17 protein-coding genes are annotated in these 18692 nt (G+C 41.7%); 11 read left to right on the top strand and 6 right to left on the bottom strand.

Features of this window, described 5'->3' with window-relative positions; genetic code table 11:
* The first annotated feature begins 188 nt into the window (after positions 1 to 188).
* Complete coding sequence (locus tag L3V25_RS04785) at positions 189 to 1103, top strand: aldo/keto reductase family oxidoreductase (protein ID WP_237294304.1); 915 nt, start codon at positions 189 to 191, stop codon at positions 1101 to 1103.
* Between the two features lie 99 nt (positions 1104 to 1202).
* On the opposite strand, the gene L3V25_RS04780 is transcribed toward L3V25_RS04785, so the two are convergent.
* Positions 1203 to 2183: a LysR family transcriptional regulator gene (locus L3V25_RS04780; RefSeq protein WP_237294303.1), complete on the bottom strand. Its 981-nt coding sequence runs from the start codon at positions 2181 to 2183 to the stop codon at positions 1203 to 1205.
* Positions 2184 to 2292: 109 nt separating this feature from the next.
* Here L3V25_RS04780 and L3V25_RS04775 point away from each other — a divergent pair, with 109 nt between their 5' ends.
* The 6 genes from L3V25_RS04775 to L3V25_RS04750 all read left to right on the top strand — a co-directional run bounded on the left by L3V25_RS04775 (position 2293) and on the right by L3V25_RS04750 (position 7841).
* Positions 2293 to 3498 (top strand): multidrug effflux MFS transporter, encoded by a 1206-nt coding sequence (locus L3V25_RS04775; protein WP_237294302.1) that lies wholly within the window; start codon positions 2293 to 2295, stop codon positions 3496 to 3498.
* A gap of 162 nt (positions 3499 to 3660) precedes the next feature.
* Positions 3661 to 4650 carry a 2-hydroxyacid dehydrogenase gene (locus tag L3V25_RS04770; protein ID WP_237294301.1) on the top strand — a complete coding sequence of 330 codons (990 nt, stop codon included), beginning with the start codon at positions 3661 to 3663 and terminating at the stop codon, positions 4648 to 4650.
* An 81-nt stretch (positions 4651 to 4731) separates the two neighbouring features.
* Positions 4732 to 5016 (top strand): DUF1294 domain-containing protein, encoded by a 285-nt coding sequence (locus L3V25_RS04765; protein ID WP_237294300.1) that lies wholly within the window; start codon positions 4732 to 4734, stop codon positions 5014 to 5016.
* Between the two features lie 24 nt (positions 5017 to 5040).
* Complete coding sequence (locus tag L3V25_RS04760; protein ID WP_237294299.1) at positions 5041 to 5877, top strand: sulfurtransferase; 837 nt, start codon at positions 5041 to 5043, stop codon at positions 5875 to 5877.
* Positions 5878 to 5895: 18 nt separating this feature from the next.
* On the top strand, positions 5896 to 6315 hold the full coding sequence (locus L3V25_RS04755) for a GFA family protein (protein WP_237294298.1): 420 nt from the start codon (positions 5896 to 5898) through the stop codon (positions 6313 to 6315).
* Positions 6316 to 6425: 110 nt separating this feature from the next.
* Complete coding sequence (locus tag L3V25_RS04750) at positions 6426 to 7841, top strand: class II fumarate hydratase (RefSeq protein WP_237294297.1); 1416 nt, start codon at positions 6426 to 6428, stop codon at positions 7839 to 7841.
* A gap of 103 nt (positions 7842 to 7944) precedes the next feature.
* On the opposite strand, the gene L3V25_RS04745 is transcribed toward L3V25_RS04750, so the two are convergent.
* Positions 7945 to 8988: an OmpA family protein gene (locus L3V25_RS04745; protein ID WP_237294296.1), complete on the bottom strand. Its 1044-nt coding sequence runs from the start codon at positions 8986 to 8988 to the stop codon at positions 7945 to 7947.
* A gap of 559 nt (positions 8989 to 9547) precedes the next feature.
* Here L3V25_RS04745 and L3V25_RS04740 point away from each other — a divergent pair.
* The gene (locus tag L3V25_RS04740; RefSeq protein ID WP_237294369.1) at positions 9548 to 10462 is read left to right on the top strand and encodes an ROK family protein; all 915 of its coding nucleotides are present in this window, start codon (positions 9548 to 9550) and stop codon (positions 10460 to 10462) included.
* 110 nt (positions 10463 to 10572) lie between these two features.
* Here the strand turns inward: L3V25_RS04740 and L3V25_RS04735 are convergent, their stop codons facing one another.
* A complete protein-coding gene (locus L3V25_RS04735) occupies positions 10573 to 11793 on the bottom strand; it encodes an ammonium transporter (RefSeq protein ID WP_237294295.1) in 1221 nt (406 codons plus the stop codon).
* 260 nt (positions 11794 to 12053) lie between these two features.
* Positions 12054 to 13502: a H(+)/Cl(-) exchange transporter ClcA gene (gene clcA, locus L3V25_RS04730; RefSeq protein WP_237294294.1), complete on the bottom strand. Its 1449-nt coding sequence runs from the start codon at positions 13500 to 13502 to the stop codon at positions 12054 to 12056.
* 622 nt (positions 13503 to 14124) lie between these two features.
* Here clcA and L3V25_RS04725 point away from each other — a divergent pair.
* Together L3V25_RS04725 and L3V25_RS04720 are read left to right on the top strand one after the other, a co-directional pair.
* Positions 14125 to 15126 (top strand): GTP-binding protein, encoded by a 1002-nt coding sequence (locus tag L3V25_RS04725; RefSeq protein WP_237294293.1) that lies wholly within the window; start codon positions 14125 to 14127, stop codon positions 15124 to 15126.
* 24 nt (positions 15127 to 15150) lie between these two features.
* Positions 15151 to 15549 carry a nitrous oxide-stimulated promoter family protein gene (locus L3V25_RS04720; protein WP_237294292.1) on the top strand — a complete coding sequence of 133 codons (399 nt, stop codon included), beginning with the start codon at positions 15151 to 15153 and terminating at the stop codon, positions 15547 to 15549.
* Here L3V25_RS04720 and ylqF read toward each other — a convergent pair.
* On the bottom strand, positions 15546 to 16490 hold the full coding sequence (gene ylqF / locus L3V25_RS04715) for a ribosome biogenesis GTPase YlqF (RefSeq protein WP_193000208.1): 945 nt from the start codon (positions 16488 to 16490) through the stop codon (positions 15546 to 15548). The genes L3V25_RS04720 and ylqF overlap by 4 nt on opposite strands.
* A 196-nt stretch (positions 16491 to 16686) precedes the next feature.
* A complete protein-coding gene (locus tag L3V25_RS04710; protein ID WP_237294291.1) occupies positions 16687 to 17400 on the bottom strand; it encodes a UTRA domain-containing protein in 714 nt (237 codons plus the stop codon).
* A 206-nt stretch (positions 17401 to 17606) separates the two neighbouring features.
* On the opposite strand from L3V25_RS04710, the gene L3V25_RS04705 reads away from it, so the two are divergent.
* Positions 17607 to 18689: an ABC transporter substrate-binding protein gene (locus tag L3V25_RS04705; protein ID WP_027695818.1), complete on the top strand. Its 1083-nt coding sequence runs from the start codon at positions 17607 to 17609 to the stop codon at positions 18687 to 18689.
* The last annotated feature ends 3 nt before the right edge of the window (positions 18690 to 18692 follow it).

Here is an 18692-nt window from a genome sequence, read left to right as displayed (position 1 = left end):
TATTAGCTGGAAAACGCTACTAAGATCGAACATTCTATAACCTGCATTACCGTGATGTTAGCTTTTTAAACTAGCCATTGTACCTAGGTGAAAAACGCCATAGGATTAATAAAAATCGAGAGTAGTCATAGGCTTTCATCGAATTCAAAATATCCTCATCTGAGGTTAAACAACAGGGAGTCAACCAAATGGTTGCAGTGAAAAAACAACAAATTGCACCTCAAGGGCCTGAATTTTCAGAACTAGTTCAGGGTTATTGGCGCTTGGGTGACTGGGGTATGACACCACAAGAACGTTTAACGTTTTTAAAGCAACACGTTGAACTCGGTGTGACCACGGTTGACCACGCGGATATTTATGGTTACTACGAGTGTGAACAATTATTTGGTGAAGGATTAGCTCTCGATAAAAGCATGCGTGATCAAATTGAGATCGTCACTAAATGCGATATCAAACTATGCGGCGATAAAAATCCTGAGTGGAAAGTGAATCACTACAACACCAGTAAGAATCACATTGTTGAATCAGTTAATAATTCATTAGCGCGCCTACAAGTTGAAAATATTGATGTGCTATTGATTCACCGCCCAGATGCATTAATGGATGCAGATGAAGTAGCTGAGACATTTTCTGAGCTAAAACAAGCCGGTAAAGTGAAGCACTTTGGTGTGTCTAACTTTACGCCTCGTCAATTTGAGTTGCTGCAATCTCGCTTAGATGCGCCGCTAGTGACCAATCAAGTTGAAATTAACCCATTAAATTTTGATGTGGTTGATGATGGTACTCTAGATTTGCTTCAACAATTACGTGTTAAGCCAATGGCTTGGTCTTGCCTTGCTGGTGGCTCTATTTTTAATGGTTTAAAAGAGCAACATATTCGCGTACGTGATGAACTAGAAGCGATTCGTGAAGAAGTCGGCGCACAAAGTATTGACCAAGTGATTTATGCTTGGGTTCGTCGTTTGCCATCTAAGCCCATGCCAATCATTGGTTCTGGTAAAATTGAGCGAGTTCAAACTGCGATTGATGCTCTAAGTATTGAATTAACTCGTGAGCAATGGTTCAGAGTTTGGATTGCGTCGAAAGGTCACGGTGTGCCATAAATCACTATGCACGTATAGTAATAGTACTTAGTTAATAAGGAGCTCACTTGAGCTCCTTTTTACATTGTTTTGGTGTTGAATTCGGGACAACCCGTTGTTTTATGATAATGAGGTAGGTTGGTACGGCAGTCCGGCCTGTTGAATAGATTGGCATATCGTTTCACGTATCCATTGATGACCTTTATCTTGATTGTTTCTTTCATGCCACAGCAATACATAAGCCATTGGCATAAATTCAAAGGGTAGCGGTAATTGAGTCAGCGGATAAAGCTTTAGTGCGTGGCTAGCAAAGCTTGAGGGTAGGGTGAAGATCAAATCAGTATGAGCACATACGCTAGCCGCGCCATAAAAATCCGGCACAGTAGTATTAATTTTACGATGATGACCTAACTCTGCGAGGTAGTAATCTAACGCCCACCATTCTTTACCTTCGCACCTAACCTGCACATGTGATAAAGCTAAATAGTGCTCTAATGTCCAGTCAGTCTCTTTAATAGCTTTTAATACAGGGTGATCATTTCGTACTAAGCAAACTTGTTGATCCTTAAATAAGGTTTGGTGCTCAATGCCTTCGGGTAGCTTTCCGACACTAAATTCTGATTGAGGATGCAAATCCCGCCCAGCAATACCAAAATCGATTTGTCCGTGTTGTAAGTCGTTAAATGATTGGCCAGTCCATAGATAAGAATCAAGTTGAATATCAGGCGCTTGATTGAGTAATGAGCCAATAAAAGAGGGAATCAAGGTTTCGTAGGCGCTTTCTACCATAGAAAAACTAAACTTACGGTGACTCGTCTCTGGGGTAAACGTGGGTGGTTGAGTGATTTGGTATAAGTCTTGGAGTATGCTCGGCAAAATTTTGGCTAATGCGAGGGCATGAGCGGTTGGTTTTAAACCATGAGAAGTACGCTGAAAGAGGGGATCTTCTAGCGTATCGCGTAGACGGTTTAAACTTTTACTTAATGCCGATTGGCTTAAATTCAAACGACTGGCAGCACGCGTAACACTTTGTTCTTCAATCAGAACTTGTAAAATTACAAGTAAGTTAAGATCGATTCTGGCTAGTTTATCTAAATTCACTGTTATTCCTTTAGGGAAATTGTCTTTAGCTATTATACCATTTCTATTCATAACATCTAAGCGCTACACTAGCGGCCTTATCTGATGTGCCAACTTTTACGAGAATTCAATGCAACGCAACTTATTACCAATGTTAATGGCGATGGTGTTACTTAGCCCATTAGCTATCGATATTTACTTACCGTCTCTCCCGACGATGGCGGCGGAATTTTCTGTTTCCAATAGTGAAGTTCAATCCACATTAATTCTATTTTTGTTCGCAATGGGGTTAGGCCAGATTGTGATTGGCCCGCTTGCTGACCGTTTTGGTCGCCGACCAGTTGCGTTGTTTGGTGTCATTTTATACGGGTTGAGTAGTGTTCTAGCCGCCGTGGCACAAGAGTTTGAGCTGTTACAAATTGCCCGAGTGCTACAAGGGTTAGCGGCTTGCTCGACTTCCATTGTCGTATTCAGCGCAGTTCGAGATTGTTACAGCGTAAAAGATGGTGCAAAAATTTATAGCTACCTGAATGGCGCGATTTGCGTGATCCCTGCATTAGCACCGACCCTAGGTGGGGTACTGGCGCTCCACTTTGGTTGGCGTTCAACATTTGTATTTATGACCTGTTATGCCATTTTGATTTTATGCATGGTGGCGTTCCGCTTCCCTGAAACTCGTCCATCTCATACGGTTAGTGATGGTGCGTTATACCGTTGGGCTCGTTATAAGCCTGTACTGATGGATCGCCATTTTCTCTTTTATGCCATTTGTTGCATGACAGGCATGGGCGCGATTTTAACTTACGTGTCTTATTCTCCAGTGTGGCTGATTGGACATTTAGGTATATCGGAATTAGCATTTAGTGGTTTATTTGGTGTCAATGCGTTGATTAATATCGGTGCTTGCTTTGGCGCACCTTGGGTGATCAAAAAGCTTGGTAATCGCCCAACGGTTATCTTTGCGCTATCACTGTTCATTATTTCAGCGGTTTTACAGTTTGTGGTTCAGCAGTGGGGACTTGTTTCACCATTGGCAGCTGCGGCAGGTTTCATGTTACCAATGGCATTGCTATGTATTGGTTTTGCTTTGTTGCTTGGTCCGGCAACCAGCATGGCCTTATCTGGCTTTGGTGAACGCGCTGGAACCGCGGCAGCAATGCTTGGTTTTATTCAAATGAGCGGCGCGTCATTATTGGCGGGCTTGATTCAACAAACCTCGTTAACCGCTCCTTATGCGGTGATCTGTGTGATGGGGGGCGGCGCTATTGTCTTACTTAGCGTGATGTCGATGAAAAGAATGAATGCATGGCATGTCGAACGACTGGCTCACGATTGATGTGTCATGCTTCTCTTTATGAGTAATAGATGAAAGCCAGCCTAGTGCTGGTTTTTTGTTATTTGAATTTTGTATGTTTATCTTTAAATTATTTGTGCGACTGAAGCTTATGAAGCGTAGTATGGGTTTCAAATCATGAAACTTTAAATTAGAGGTGTACGGATGAAAATCTCAATGTTCAGCACAAAATCTTATGATGAAAGATCGTTTCTTCAAGCGAATGAAAATTATGGCTATGAGTGCCATTTTTATAACTTTCAACTCGATCTAAAAACAGCATCGATTGCTGAAGACTCTCAAGTCGTTTGTGCTTTTGTGAATGATGATTTAAGTCGCCCAGTACTAGAGAAATTAGCAAAGCAAGGCACTAAACTGATTGCAATGCGCTGTGCTGGTTTTGACCGCGTTGATTTAGAAGCCGCAAAAGAGTTGGGATTACAGGTTGTGAGAGTTCCCGCTTATTCGCCAGAAGCGATCGCAGAGCATGCCGTTGGTATGATGATGTGTTTGAATCGTCGTTTTCATAAGGCTTATCAACGAACCCGTGATGCTAACTTTTCTTTGGAAGGTCTAACCGGATTTAACTTTTATGGTAAAACCGCAGGCGTGATTGGTACGGGTAAAATTGGTTTAGCCACCATGCGTATTTTAAAAGGGCTAGGCATGAATGTTTTATGCTACGACCCATATCCTAGTGATGCGGCAAATGAAATTGGTGCCACTTACACATCGCTTGACGATATTTATCAGCAATCAGATGTGATCACTCTACATTGCCCTTTAACACCAGAAAATCGCCAACTCTTAAATGCTGAATCATTTAGTAAAATGAAAGATAAAGTGATGATTATCAATACCAGTCGAGGTGGGTTACTGGATTCACAAGATGCCATTGAAGCACTTAAAGCCGGAAAAATTGGCGCATTAGGACTTGATGTATATGACAATGAAAAGGAATTATTCTTCCAAGATAAATCAAACGACATCATTACCGATGATATTTTTCGTCGTTTATCTGCTTGTCATAATGTCTTATTCACCGGACATCAGGCATTTCTAACTAATGAAGCATTGGCTAATATTGCTGATACGACATTAAGTAACATTAAGTTGTTCTCGCAAAGTAAATCTTCTGGTAATGAAGTGATCTAAAGTCAAACTGTAGTAGTTAGTAATGGGGTGGAGTATTATTCGTATATCAATTTTACGCCACCCTTAAAAGAGTACGATTTAATGATTTCCCTGCAAGCTGGATTAATTTACTGCTTAATCCTGAGTTTTGTCACTTTTATTATTTATTGGAAAGACAAGCGAGCGTCAATCAAAGGCAATTGGCGTACCCCTGAAAAAACGTTACACATACTTGCTTTTTTAGGTGGATGGCCGGGCGCGTTGTTAGCTCAGCGCCTCTTTCGCCATAAAACCAGTAAGTTTCGTTTTCAGTTTGTATTTTGGTTATTAGTTGTCCTTAATTGTATTGGTACAGTCTTGATCCAAAACCCTGATTTTTATATGTGATGTGAATCAACAAGGATTACCGCCATGAACTCTGATTATCCTCTCGTTTCTGCAACTTGGCTCTTCGACCATTTTTCTGATGATAATGTCGTTGTTCTTGATGCGACAACTCAACATGCCGTAGTCGGTGAAGCCTTAGAAATGCCTCGCCAGTATTTACCCAACTCTCAGCTTTTTGATATCGAAAATGTTTTCCTTGATTTAACCAATCCGCTCCCAAATACCATGCCAAGTCCTGAGTTGTTTACCGAACAAGCTCGTCAGCTAGGCATAAATCAAGATAGTGTGGTGGTGCTCTATGATGCTCGAGGTTTATATTCTGCCCCTCGCGCCTGGTGGATATTTAAAACAATGGGCTTCGATCACGTCTATGTCTTAGATGGTGGAGTGTCATTATGGCAATCATTGGGCTACCCATTAGCGGATTCTTATTCCGATATAGATAGAGCGATGGGGAATGTGAAAGCAAACTATCAAGCGAATAAAGTGTTTAATGCAGATGATGTGTTAGCGGCGATTTCAAATGATGATATTCAAATTATTGATGTACGTTCACAAGACCGATTTTTAGGTAAAGTAGCAGAGCCTCGTGAAGGAATGCGCTCTGGGCATATTCCATCTTCAATTAACCTACCTTTTAGTACAGTACTTGAAGGCCACCAGTTTAAGACATCAGAAGTTTTAGACGCTTTATTTTCACAACAGTTAGACGCTTCAAAACAGCAGGTATTTTCATGTGGTTCAGGCTTAACGGCGTGTATCGTCCTGATGGCGGCTTATCTTTGTGGCTATACTAACCTAGCGGTATACGATGGCTCTTGGGCTGAATGGGGCGCAAACCATGATCTACCGATTGAATAAATAATAAGGAATCGAGTTATGACGGATGTCAGTTATCCAGTAAAAGGTCAATGTCAGTGTGGTAGTGTGAACTTTACATTGAAAGCGGCACCTAAAGTGGTAATGGCTTGCCATTGTAAAGAATGCCAGAAATTATCCACCAGTGCGTTTAGTATCACTTGTGTTGTGGATGCAAAGGATATTGATATTCAAGGTGAGCTAAAGCAAACCAGTCGTACTGCAGACAGCGGCAATGAAAACATCGGCCATTTTTGTGCTGGTTGCGGTAACCGTATCTATCAATTAAATCCTGCTGTGCCCGATATGATCAAATTTAAGGCCACGGCCAGTTTAGATGATACTCGAATGATTGTGCCGGCGATGCATGTATGGACAAGTCAAAAGCAAGACTGGGTTGTGATCCCTGATGATGTTCAGCAATTTGAAAAACAACGTTAATTGATAACAGGTGAGCGTTTAATTACTTTTCCTTATCACAATGATAACTTGCATATCGACTGAATAGGTTCGACACTGAAGCCATTCCATCACAACTTAAGGATGATGTTATGGCTTCTGTTCCCTCCAATACTTTTTACCGTACCGAACATGACAGCATGGGAGAGGTAAAAGTCCCCAAAGATGCTTTATATCAGGCTCAAACTCAACGAGCCGTCGATAACTTTTCAATCAGTTCTTTGACAATGCCACCTCGTTTTATTCAATCTGTTGCCATGATTAAACAAGCCGCCGCTAAAGCGAATGAAGAGTTAGGTCTACTCGATAGTTCAATGTCTAAAGCGATTCAGGCTAGTTGTCAGGCCATTATAGATGGCGAGTATCTAGACCAATTTCCGATCGATGTTTTTCAGACAGGTTCTGGTACCAGCACCAACATGAATCTTAATGAAGTGATCGCGACTTTATCAAACCAAATTCTTGAAGAAGAAACGGGGCAAGCACAGCGTGTTGGGCCGAACGATCATGTCAATATGGGGCAAAGTAGTAATGATGTCATTCCTTCGGCGATTCAGCTTAGTGCATTAATAGCAATTGAAGATGAACTGTTTCCTGCCATGGAGCATTTAAGTCAAGTGGTGGAAGAAAAAGCGTCGGCACTGTCTCATATTGTGAAAACCGGTCGTACTCACTTAATGGATGCAATGCCAGTAACCATGGGGCAGGAGTTATCAGGTTGGAAGGTGCAAATTGATAAAGCTCGCTGCCGCATAGAACAACTCTTGCCTGATTTAAAGCAATTGGCGCAGGGCGGAACCGCAGTCGGTACTGGAATTAATGCACCACAAGAGTTTGCTGAATTATTTACTCAGCATCTGAGTTCAATAACAGGAAAACCCACCCAACCAAGCGATAACTATTTCTACAATTTAAGTAGCCAAGACTCAAGCGTAGCAGTATCTGGTGAATTGAAAGCTTATGCCGTAGCGTTAATGAAAATATCCAATGATCTACGTTGGATGAATTCAGGGCCACTTGCGGGAATCGGTGAAATAGAACTGCCAGCTTTACAACCAGGTTCATCGATTATGCCGGGTAAAGTGAATCCCGTTATACCCGAAGCTGTAGCCATGGCAGCAACCCAAGTGATGGGGAATGACACAACGATTTCGGTTGCAGGGCAAAGTGGTAATTTTCAGTTAAATGTGATGTTGCCAGTGATTGCTTTTAATCTACTACAAAGCATTGAACTACTTGCTAATAGTTCACGTAGTCTTGCGGATAAAGCGATAAAAGATTTTGCTGTACGAGAAGATAACTTGGATTTGGCTCTCGCTAAAAACCCAATTTTAGTGACAGCGTTAAACCCTATTATTGGCTATGAAAAAGCCGCGCAAATTGCCAAGAAAGCGTATAAAGAAAAGCGTGCGATCATTGATGTAGCCGAACAAGAAACCGAACTATCACGTGAAGAGCTTGAGCGATATCTCGACCCAAGTAAGTTAACCAAAGGTGGACTAGCTTAAATTTTCTGATATTGAAGTTGGGAATAAAGTTACTTAGGTAGTGATGAAAAGAAAGAAGCCACGATCATGTGGCTTCTTTAGTGAGAAATTTTATATTAGCTGATTACTCGTAAAGTACTTCAACGCGGCGGTTATGCTCACGGCCTTCTTCAGTACTATTATCTGCAATCGGATCTTCTTCACCTTTACCGATAGTGGTAACACGTGATTCATCAATACCTTGAGATTCTAGGTAGTTAGAAGCAGATTGCGCACGTTGTTCTGATAATTTTTGGTTGTATTCAGCACTACCTGTTGAATCGGTATAACCAATGACATCTACGCGCGTTTCAGGGCTTTCTTTTAAATGAGTGACCACTTGATCAAGAGAGCTTTTCGCTTCAGGTGTTAACTCAGTTGAGTCATGTTCAAATGCACCTTTTGAAAGTGTCACGGCTGGAACTGGATCCGCTGGTGGAGCAGGAGCAGGCTCTACCACTGGCTCTGGTTCTTGCTCTTGAGTAGCAACTACTGCGGCGGTCGTTGCGGCTGCAGCTGTTGCCGCGGCACCATTATCAGAACTACCAAAGTAGTAGCTTAGACCTAGAGTTAAGTAGTTCACATCTGTTTTGTCGGTAGTGCTGTGCTCACCAACATTATTAAACCATTGATACTCTGTACGGATTCGCCAGTTATGGCTTAGTTGATACTCGATACCTGCACCCAACATGACTGACCAGTTTTCTTCGCTATCGTTGTAGTTACCTTCTTGATCAACATAGTTATAAGAACCACCTACTTTACCAAATAAGTTCCATGCGCTGGTTAGGTTCCAATCTAGTTTAGCGCCAAGCTCACCATTCTGAATTTGAGTTTTATTAACTTCATTGCCAGCGATATGCTCTTTAGAGTTACCTAGATAGTTATAACCACCCTCTAAAGAGAACCATTCGTTAAATTGATAACCACCGTAAACACTGCCACCCCAGGCATCATCATCACAATCACCGCCATTTTGGCAGAAATCGAAATTGGCCCAGCCGGTTTTTGCACCAAGGTAAAACTCTCCGGCATTTTCTGCAGCGGCATTGACCTGTGGCGACATAAGAAGGGAAAGAGAAATGATCGACGCGACAGAAGGGTAAAGAGACATCCGTTTAATATTCATATTGGCACCAACTATAAAGTTATTTTGTCCATACAAGCGATCCATAACTTCGACAAAGGAAACTTGGACCATGATTTTGCTAGCGAGTTATTGAAAACTATAAAGTTAATCAAAAATCTACCTACACAATACTGCTGTAAGAATAGTTTATCAATCCATTGGTGTGAAACCTTTGTAAATATTTGGTGTCATCGATTGGTTTGTTGAATGCTAGTGTGAAGTACATGTCGGTTGTGCTATGTATGGTATGTTACTGTTCGTAGTGTCAAATAAAGAAATTATATTTCAATGGTTTATATTTTATTTATGCCTGTTGAGTCATTTTCTAAATAATGAATTACGATTATAGTGATACCGTTTTTAGCTCTGGCTCGTCGTAATGTTGCTGTTTTGTGTTGAAAATGAAAATTAAATATTGTGATCTAGATCTCTATTTTTTAGTGCGCTCTATCACATAAAAAGGGATTTATTCGGTTCTAGCTAATTTATTACTTTCTAGTAGAAGAATAGAGTGTAGATCTAAATAGAGGTCATTAAGGTTCATAAGGAAAATGAAATGCTGAGTTTAGGTCTGGATATTGGTGGAACAAAAATTGAAGCGGTTGTGCTATCGGAAGATGGCCAAACTATTTATCAGAAGCGCATACCGACGCCAACTAGTAGTTACTCTGAATTCTTATCAACAGTCACCGGTTTTATTCAAAGTATCCAACAAACATTACAACAGCCTATGACGATTGGTATCGGCCTACCTGGGGCAATAAGCCCTGATAGCCAAACCATAAAAAATTGTAATTGCTTAATCTTGAATGGCCAGCATTTGGATAAAGATATTGCTGACATAGTTAAGCAACCTGTATTTATCGCAAATGATGCCGATTGTTTTACATTATCGGAAGCGCAAGATGGTGCAGGGGCTGGGCATGGCACAGTCTTTGGCGTCATTATTGGTACAGGTTGCGGCGGTGGTGTTGTCGTCAATGGTCAGTTACTTTCCGGGCCCAATGCGATTGCTGGAGAGTGGGGACATAATACCTTGCCACAATATCACCGAGATAATGATGGACTTGCACAGCAATGCTACTGCGGAAAAATTAATTGCATTGAACGTTTTATTTCAGGTTCAGGCTTTTCTGAACGCTACAATCAACAACATGGCACAGACTACAACTCTGCAGAAATCATGGATTTAAAACGTGCTGGCAATACGAATGCTGAGCAACATTATTTATCGTTTATTGATATGTGTGCCCGTAGTTTGGCATCAGTCATTAATGTGCTTGATCCACATGTGATTGTGCTTGGTGGCGGTTTGTCGAATGTAGAAGAAATTTACCAAGATATAAACGATGTAATTGGAACTTATGTTTTTTCGGATGTGTGTAACACTAAGATTGTGAAAGCGAAGTACGGTGATTCAAGTGGCGTGAGAGGGGCGTGTTGGTTGCCTAAAATGCATCAAGCTAATACCTAATTAACATTCAATGCAATTGCTAAAATAGCCACTCACTTTTCCTGATTGAACCGGATCGTTAAAGTTAGTGGCTATTTTTTAGAATCAACTTCAATTGAAGTTAATCAATATTAATCTTCATTGGTTGCGCTGATTTTATGGATAGATAAATCGGCACCGTTATATTCTTCTTCTTGGCTTAAACGTAAGCCTGATACTTTGTGGATCGTGCCATAGACCAGAATTGAACCTAATACGGCAATGGTAATACCTAGCAGTGTACCGAGAACTTGAACAGTTAAACTCACACCACCCATTCCGCCTAGTGCGGTTTGTCCAAAGATACCAGCAGCAATTCCACCCCATGCTCCACACACGCCATGCAGCGGCCAAACACCTAATACGTCATCGATTTTGGTTTTGTTTTGCATGAAGGTAAATAGCCACACAAAAATTGCAGCAGCTACAACACCCGTTGCTAATGCGCCGATGGGATGCATTAAATCTGAACCAGCACAAACCGCGACTAAACCCGCCAGTGGACCGTTATGAATAAAGCCTGGGTCATTTTTACCCATCACCATTGCCGCTAATATTCCGCCAGCCATCGCCATTAAAGAGTTAATCGCTACTAATCCACTAATACCATTAATAGTTTGTGCTGACATAACATTAAAGCCGAACCAGCCAACACATAGTATCCAAGCACCTAGTGCCAGAAATGGGATATTAGATGGCGCAAAGTTAGTATGTTTGCCTGCGCGGATCCGTCCGTTTCGCATACCAAGGAATATCACGGCGACTAGTGCAATCCAACCCCCGACACCGTGTACAACTACTGAGCCTGCAAAATCATGAAAACCAGTACCAAAGGTGCTTTCAAACCATGCTTGTAGGCCAAAATTACCATTCCAAATCATGCCTTCAAATAATGGATAGACTAAGCCAACAATAAAGAATGTGCCGATCAACACAGGGTAGAAACGAGCTCGCTCGGCGATACCGCCAGAGACAATTGCCGGAATTGCGGCAGCAAAGGTCAATAAGAAAAAGAACTTAACCAGTTCGTAGCCATTACCTGCTGAAAGGGTTGGGGCATCTACGAAAAAAGAGTGGCCGTAAGCAACCCAGTAACCAAAAAAGAAATAAGCAATGGTCGAGACACCAAAGTCGGACAGTATTTTCACTAACGCGTTAACTTGGTTCTTATGCCTTACGGTACCCACTTCAAGGAAGGCAAACCCTGCATGCATAAGAAAGACCATGATAGCGCCGAGTAATAAAAATAAAGTGTCAGAGCTTTGGGTCAATGCTTGTACTGCGCCATATACTTGAGTGGTGGATTCATCCATGTTCACGTATCTCCTAAAAATGAACGTATTTAACCTTTGGGGTTAGTGATGCACAACGGTGAAAAATCAGCACCGTTTTGATGCAACTACCGTCTCATAAAGCAACTATCATGCCACTTATATTTATGTGGTTATTGGATTGGTTTCGCAGTTTTATTGGGTTATATCGGTGATATTCATAAAAGAAAATGCACCAAGTTTGATCGCGAAGTTCAAACTTGGTGCATTTGTTGAAATAAGGAAGGATTTATTTGGTGCAATTACTTACGGTTGATTTCAGCTTCTACTTCAACACTGGCTTCAATTTTTTCTTCTTCATGCTTAGGAAGATCAACTTGTTGTAGTTTGGCCTTTTTCAAGGTTCTATGCAGTAATTGAGTGTAGATAGGTTGACCGCCTAGTAGCTGAGCCATAATGGTTGCACCTAGTGTGGTAATAATTAAAGGCAAAATCAGATGGTAGTTATTGGTCATTTCAATTACCAGTAAAATACCTGTGATCGGTGCTCGCACAGTTGCCGCAAAAAGTGCTCCCATACCAGCAATAGCAAACATACCTGGGTCAATGTTTAAGCTTGGGTCGATATAAAGTGCAAGTTGTCCAAAGAAAGTACCAAATAGAGTACCAAGCGCAAGCATAGGCGCGAAAATACCCCCTGGTGCTCCTGAGCCAAAACAGACTAAAGTCGTTGCAACTCGGGCAAAGAATAGAATAAGCAATAAGCTGATGCTGTAGTCGCCGTTCGTCGCACCAGGAATAAGTTGGATACCGCCGCCAGTTAACTCTGGAAGGTAAAGAAGTAGGAGACCAAAGGTACCACCGATGATAGTACCTGTGATTAAGTATCGCTTTCTATCGTTGCGATGAATCAACACGAACATATCTTGCGACCAAGTCACGAGACGGTTGAAGGTGACGCCAAAGATTCCGAAGATCAAACCCAAGACGAGAAACAGCCATAGGGTGTTGAGATCTGGTGCAATATACTGCGGCATCGTTATAACGGCTGCTTGTCCGCTGATTGAACGAAATACAATAGTCGCCACAACAGAAGAGATAATTACCGCTTTAATCGAGAGTAGGTTGTATCGGAAGTGAGGTCGCATTTCTTCAACCACAAACATGATGCCAGCCAGTGGCGCATTAAACGCCGCCGCCAAACCACCTGCCGCACCACAAGCGAGTAACGAATGGCGGCCATCTGGATCTTTTAAGCGAAAAATATCAGACACCATGCGGCCAATATTACCGCCCATTTGCACGGTTGGACCTTCACGGCCGAGTACCATACCGGAACCTAAAGCGCCAAGCCCACCGAAGAATTTTACTGGAAGGACTCGCCACCAACGTACCGGGCGAATATCATCCATCGCGCCTTCAATTTCAGGGATCCCAGAGCCTGCTGCTTCAGGAGCAAATCGACTTACCAGGTAATAACCAATAAATGCGAGACCTGCACTAACAAGAATGGCCGATACCCACAAAGGAAGTAATGAGCTCATTTCTTGTTTTAGCCAATCGGTACGAGTTTCCGAGACCCAATGCACACCAATTTCAAAGAAAGAGCCAACTAAACCCGCCAAAAGCCCCACAATCACAGAAAGTAATAAAATAGAGACTGGTGTCTTGTCTCTAGTCAGAATGACACCAACAAACTTTTTAGATTTGTATTGTGATAGAGAATTTCGAAATGATTTTGAATTGGCCATTAGGTTAGATTTTTCCACCATTGCTGAGAAAAGGTCGAGTATCTGTTTAGATGAAGAATAGATACATTGAAAAATAAAGTTCCACATCATTATAAGATGCAATGAGAGTATTACATCAAATTGTTACGAAAAGTTATTTTACTTAGATCATTAAAAGTGTACATAACGAAAAATAATAATATTTTGACTAGGTTACGAGTGAGTGACTTAAAGCGTGATAGAAGATGCTATTCACTAACTTGTCATTTGGTGTTTTTGTGCCATTCTTGTAATTAGATAGAAGAGAGTGACATTTCATTACGGAGGAAATCATCTTCTATCTACGTAACCGGTTACAAGAAGGTTATGTGTTTTTAGACGTAACACTACAATATGGATGTACATAGAGACATAAATTGAAATCCTCGACAATGATCATAGCTCAAATAAAGCTTAATGATTCGCATACTCACGATTGAGTCTCGAGGGGAGAAGCGCACTCAAATGGGTGCGCTTTTTACGTTTATGGCGATTGGTTATTTATCGTAGTTGAAGTTACTTACGGCGGTTATCTACTGCATCTTCAAATGAGTTGAGTATAATGCGGAAAAAAATATATACCCAAGGTTCAACGGAGTAGGACATGACACAAAGAGTGCCAACTAACATCATTACAGGTTTTTTGGGAGCAGGGAAAACCACCACTATTTTGCATTTACTCAAAAATAAGCCAAAAGACGAAAACTGGGCGGTTTTAGTTAATGAGTTTGGAGAAGTTGGTATTGATGGTGCGTTGATGACAGATCAAGGTGCGATGATTAAGGAAATCCCCGGTGGTTGTATGTGCTGTACTGCGGGCGTTCCTATGTCGGTAGGGATTAATGCATTACTTCGAACCAATCCCGATCGTTTACTCATTGAACCAACCGGTTTAGGTCATCCCAAAGAAGTGATTGCCAAATTGCTGTCTGAACAATTCATGCCTTATGTGGATTTAAAAGCCACGATAGCATTAGTTGACCCAAGGCATTTGTCGATTGAGAAATACACTGAAAATCAAAACTTCAATGATCAACTCGATTCCGCCCAAATTATTATGGCTAATAAAGTCGATCAGGTTGCTGAAAGTGATTTAGCGCAATTGGCGGTTTGGTTTGAATCATTTAAGCAAAAGCATAGTGCTAACGCTGAACAATTGCATTTGGTTACCGCTATTCAAGGCGAGTTAGATCTTTCTCTACTCGATATAGAAAGAATAGTAAGTGACCAAGATGAAGCTAAGCATGGCCACCACCACCATCATGATGATCTAGACCCTCAGTTTGGTTTAAAGCCTGGTGATAAATTTGTCCGCAAAGAAAATAAAGGGCAGGGCTATCACAGTTGTGGCTGGTTATTTGGCGCAGAATTCACGTTTAATTTTGATCAACTTTTCTCAATGCTGTCTGCACTAACGGCTGAACGAGTCAAAGCGGTAATGAATACCGACCAAGGTTGTTACGCTTTTAATGTCTCGAATAGTGTGGTGTCAGTGAATCAAATTAGTTTGGATGGTTTTGAATCTCGCATTGAAGTGATCGATAGCCAATTAATGCCATGGCAGCAACTAGAAGATGTATTGCTTTCTATTGCTGAAGAAAAGTAAGAAAGACCGATGTAGGTTGGAACGATGCAAGATGATATTTTACAAGGTGCATTACGCACTGAAATGAAAACCGTGACGGCAATGGTGGAGATCTATTGTCGCGCGCATCATCATGCTGAAGGCTCGCTATGTCAGCACTCGTTATGCCAGCAATGCAACGATTTGGTGGAATATGCTCGAATGCGTTTAGACCGCTGTCCGTATGGCGAAAGCAAACCAACGTGCAATAAGTGCCCAATTCATTGCTATAAACCTGAGCAAAAAGAGCAAATGCGTTTAGTGATGCGTTACTCTGGCCCGAGAATGTTACTACCGCATCCACTATTGGCAATTCGACATTTATACAAAGAAAGAAAAAAGGCGGTAGGAAAACCTGCCGCCAATCAATCAAATCGTGCTCAGAGACTACAAAAGCAAGATTAACGTTTGTTACGCAGGTAGCGTTTACGACGTTCTTCTTTTTTCTTAATTTGCATTTCTTTTTTACGCTCAGCTTCTATCTCAACTTGAATTAATTCTTCCGTGATCATCTCCGGTAGCTCAAGAGTAATTTTACCGAGTGTGCCATTACGAAGCTCATGTAGCAGAATCTCAGAGGCTTTATGTAGATCAATGCGGCCACCGGCACGTAAAGCACCACGCTTACGACCAATTGCTTCCATTAATTCAATTTCAGTTTCTGGCAATTCATCAATGTTGTAGCGTTCTTTAAGTAGTTCAGGGTATTGCTTAGCTAAATACTCAACCGTATAAAAAGCCACTTCATCGTATTCCATTGCAGTATCTTTTACCGCGCCGGTAGCCGCTAGACGGAAACCACTGTGCGGGTTCTCTACCTTAGGCCACAAAATCCCCGGAGTATCTGAAAGCACCATACCATTTTGCAAGTTAATACGTTGCTGACGACGAGTTACCGCTGGTTGGTTACCGGTTTGTGCAATCATGCGTCCCGCTAGGGTATTGATAATGGTAGATTTTCCAACGTTTGGAATCCCCATGATCATAGTGCGAATATCTTTACCAATCGCTTCACGGTGCGGAGCTAACTTACGGCACAACTCCATGATCTTAAATACTTCTTGAGGATTTTCAGTCGTGATCGCCATAGCCTTCACACCTTGCTCTTTCTCAAAGTGATCGATCCACATTTGAGTCAGTTCCGGATCAGACAAATCGCGCTTATTCAGTACTTTAACGCAAGGCTTATCACCACGCAGTTGCGAAATAAGCGGGTTTTCACTCGAAAATGGAATGCGCGCATCCAGCACTTCAATAATGACATCAATTTTAGGAATGACTTCTTCGATCTCTTTACGAGCCTTGTGCATATGGCCTGGGAACCATTGGATTGCGTTGTTAACCATTTGAATTTATTAACCTTGTGTTTGAAATTTTGCGCCTCGGGCCCTTTTGGGGTACTTCTTGGGGTATTAAAAATAAAAGTGAAACCACCAAAAGTGAGTGCAAATAACGAAATGCATTTTAATGGCGCAGAGTATAGCAGGTATGGATATGGGAGAGAAATTAAGTAATAGCCATGGTTACCACATTAAGTTATCCCTAACCAATCTTTATCCTCACCGCATCGGGTCGCCAATATTCAAACTCACAATCGATCAACTCGCCATCTTGCTTATAATTAGTTCGCTGAATTTTGAGTACGGGTTGGCCTTCTGCCAGGTTCAACGCATGTGCCACATGGTAAGGGGCTGCGGTGGGGATCACTTCAAATTGCGAATGAGAAGTCTGATAGCCGTACTTGTTTTGATATAACAGTGTTAGCGATGAAGTTAGGCATTCATCTAAAATCCCTTCAAATAATTTTTCTTTTAAGACGTTTTCAACAAACAAAACGGCGCGGCCATCAATTAAACGCAAACGCTCAATAATGATAATGGGCTCTGGTTGCTTTAAGGCTAACGCTTGTGCGTAATCAGCATTGGCAAGCTCTTCACGAACCTTTATTAAATGGGTTTTCGCAGTTCGATTTTGGTCGTTGACCATTTGATGAAAGTGGCAACGAGAGAGCGGGTTATAGGTTAATCGCTCTGGTGAAACGTACCAACCACGACGCTTTTCTCGGTAAATAACCCCTTCAGTTTCTAGTGCAATTAGCGCATCTTTTATCGTAATGCGGGTAGTGTCAAACAAGGTACTCAGCTCCCTTTCTGATGGGATTTTTTGTCCTTGTTGTAACTGCCCAGAGTGAATTTTGTTTTTTAGATCCGACTTGATTTTGCTGAGCTGCGTTGTAAATAAGGGAGCATTGTTCACTTGTATTCTTGACCTAGTCCATGAGTAATTCTTATTAAATTTAATCAGCAAAGGTAACAGAAATATGACAAGTTTCGATTGAGAATTCTGAAATGATTCCGTCATATAAAGTCATTAAAACTGTCAAAAAAGTGGCACGGAACCGTCATTTTTCCTCCCTAGGATAACTAGTGAACTCACTGACCTAGTCCAGAAGGATGGAAAACATGAAAACCTTAACAAGTCGTTCAATTCAATTTCCGATAAAGCATGTTGTGACTGCATTGATAGCGGTAGGTGTCTCTTCATCAGTATTTGCAAAGGAAAGCGATATCGATTCATTAGTGACTGCAGCAAAGAAAGAAGGCGCGGTATACAGCGTTGGAATGCCAGATAGTTGGGCAAACTGGAAAGACACTTGGCAAGATTTGAATGAGAAGTATGGTTTAAAACACCAAGATACGGATATGAGCTCAGCGCAAGAAATTGCTAAGTTTGAAGCGGAAAAGAAAAATGCTACGGCAGATATTGGTGATGTCGGTTTTGCTTTTGCGCGCGTTGCAGTGAAAAAGGGCGTGACTCAGCCTTATAAACCAACGACTTGGGATGAGATCCCAGATTGGGCAAAAGATAAAGACGGCCATTGGGCACTTGCTTATACCGGTACGATTTCTTTTATCTCAAATAATAACCTAGTAAAAGATGCACCGAAAACTTGGGCTGATCTCTTAAAAGGTGACTATAAAGTGACGGTAGGTGATGTGGGTGTTGCGGCGCAAGCTAACAATGCAGTATTAGCAGCGGCGTTTGCGAATGGTGGTGATGAAGCGAACTTAAAACCGGCATTAAAGTTCTTTGGTGAACTGGCGAAACAAGGTCGTTTATCCTTTACTGACCCCAGCATTGCGAACCTTGAGAAAGGGGAAGTTGAAGTTGCGATCTTATGGGATTTCAATGCTTTGAACTATCGTGACAAAATCGACCGTGAGCGTTTCACTGTTAATATTCCTCAAGATGGTTCTATCATTTCTGGTTACACCACCTTAATCAACAAATACGCGAAAAACCCAAATGCGGCCAAACTTGCTCGTGAATATATCTTTAGCGACCAAGGCCAAATCAACTTAGCAGAAGGGTATGCGCGTCCTATCCGCACCAACATTACTTTACCTAAATCGGTACAAGACAAGCTACTGCCAAATGAGCAATACAAAAATGTTCATCCAGTGACTGACTTTGCTGCATGGGAAAAATCAGCACGTAAACTTCCACGCCAATGGCAAGAAAGCGTTTTGATTAACCAGAAGTAGGGC

Origin of the sequence: Vibrio sp. CK2-1 (genome assembly GCF_021726515.1) — a bacterium.
Taxonomy (GTDB): domain Bacteria; phylum Pseudomonadota; class Gammaproteobacteria; order Enterobacterales; family Vibrionaceae; genus Vibrio.
This window is presented reverse-complemented; position numbering and strand designations above follow the sequence as displayed.

Excerpts from the sequence above, each read along its gene's own strand:
- L3V25_RS04785 (WP_237294304.1), top strand. The coding sequence starts at position 189 with ATGGTTGCAGTGAAAAAACAACAAATTGCACCTCAAGGGCCTGAATTT.
- L3V25_RS04775 (WP_237294302.1), top strand. The coding sequence starts at position 2,293 with ATGCAACGCAACTTATTACCAATGTTAATGGCGATGGTGTTACTTAGC.
- L3V25_RS04770 (WP_237294301.1), top strand. The coding sequence starts at position 3,661 with ATGAAAATCTCAATGTTCAGCACAAAATCTTATGATGAAAGATCGTTT.
- L3V25_RS04765 (WP_237294300.1), top strand. The coding sequence starts at position 4,732 with ATGATTTCCCTGCAAGCTGGATTAATTTACTGCTTAATCCTGAGTTTT.
- L3V25_RS04760 (WP_237294299.1), top strand. The coding sequence starts at position 5,041 with ATGAACTCTGATTATCCTCTCGTTTCTGCAACTTGGCTCTTCGACCAT.
- L3V25_RS04755 (WP_237294298.1), top strand. The coding sequence starts at position 5,896 with ATGACGGATGTCAGTTATCCAGTAAAAGGTCAATGTCAGTGTGGTAGT.
- L3V25_RS04750 (WP_237294297.1), top strand. The coding sequence starts at position 6,426 with ATGGCTTCTGTTCCCTCCAATACTTTTTACCGTACCGAACATGACAGC.
- L3V25_RS04745 (WP_237294296.1), bottom strand. The coding sequence starts at position 8,988 with ATGAATATTAAACGGATGTCTCTTTACCCTTCTGTCGCGTCGATCATT.
- L3V25_RS04735 (WP_237294295.1), bottom strand. The coding sequence starts at position 11,793 with ATGGATGAATCCACCACTCAAGTATATGGCGCAGTACAAGCATTGACC.
- clcA (WP_237294294.1), bottom strand. The coding sequence starts at position 13,502 with ATGGCCAATTCAAAATCATTTCGAAATTCTCTATCACAATACAAATCT.
- L3V25_RS04725 (WP_237294293.1), top strand. The coding sequence starts at position 14,125 with ATGACACAAAGAGTGCCAACTAACATCATTACAGGTTTTTTGGGAGCA.
- L3V25_RS04720 (WP_237294292.1), top strand. The coding sequence starts at position 15,151 with ATGCAAGATGATATTTTACAAGGTGCATTACGCACTGAAATGAAAACC.
- ylqF (WP_193000208.1), bottom strand. The coding sequence starts at position 16,490 with ATGGTTAACAACGCAATCCAATGGTTCCCAGGCCATATGCACAAGGCT.
- L3V25_RS04705 (WP_027695818.1), top strand. The coding sequence starts at position 17,607 with ATGAAAACCTTAACAAGTCGTTCAATTCAATTTCCGATAAAGCATGTT.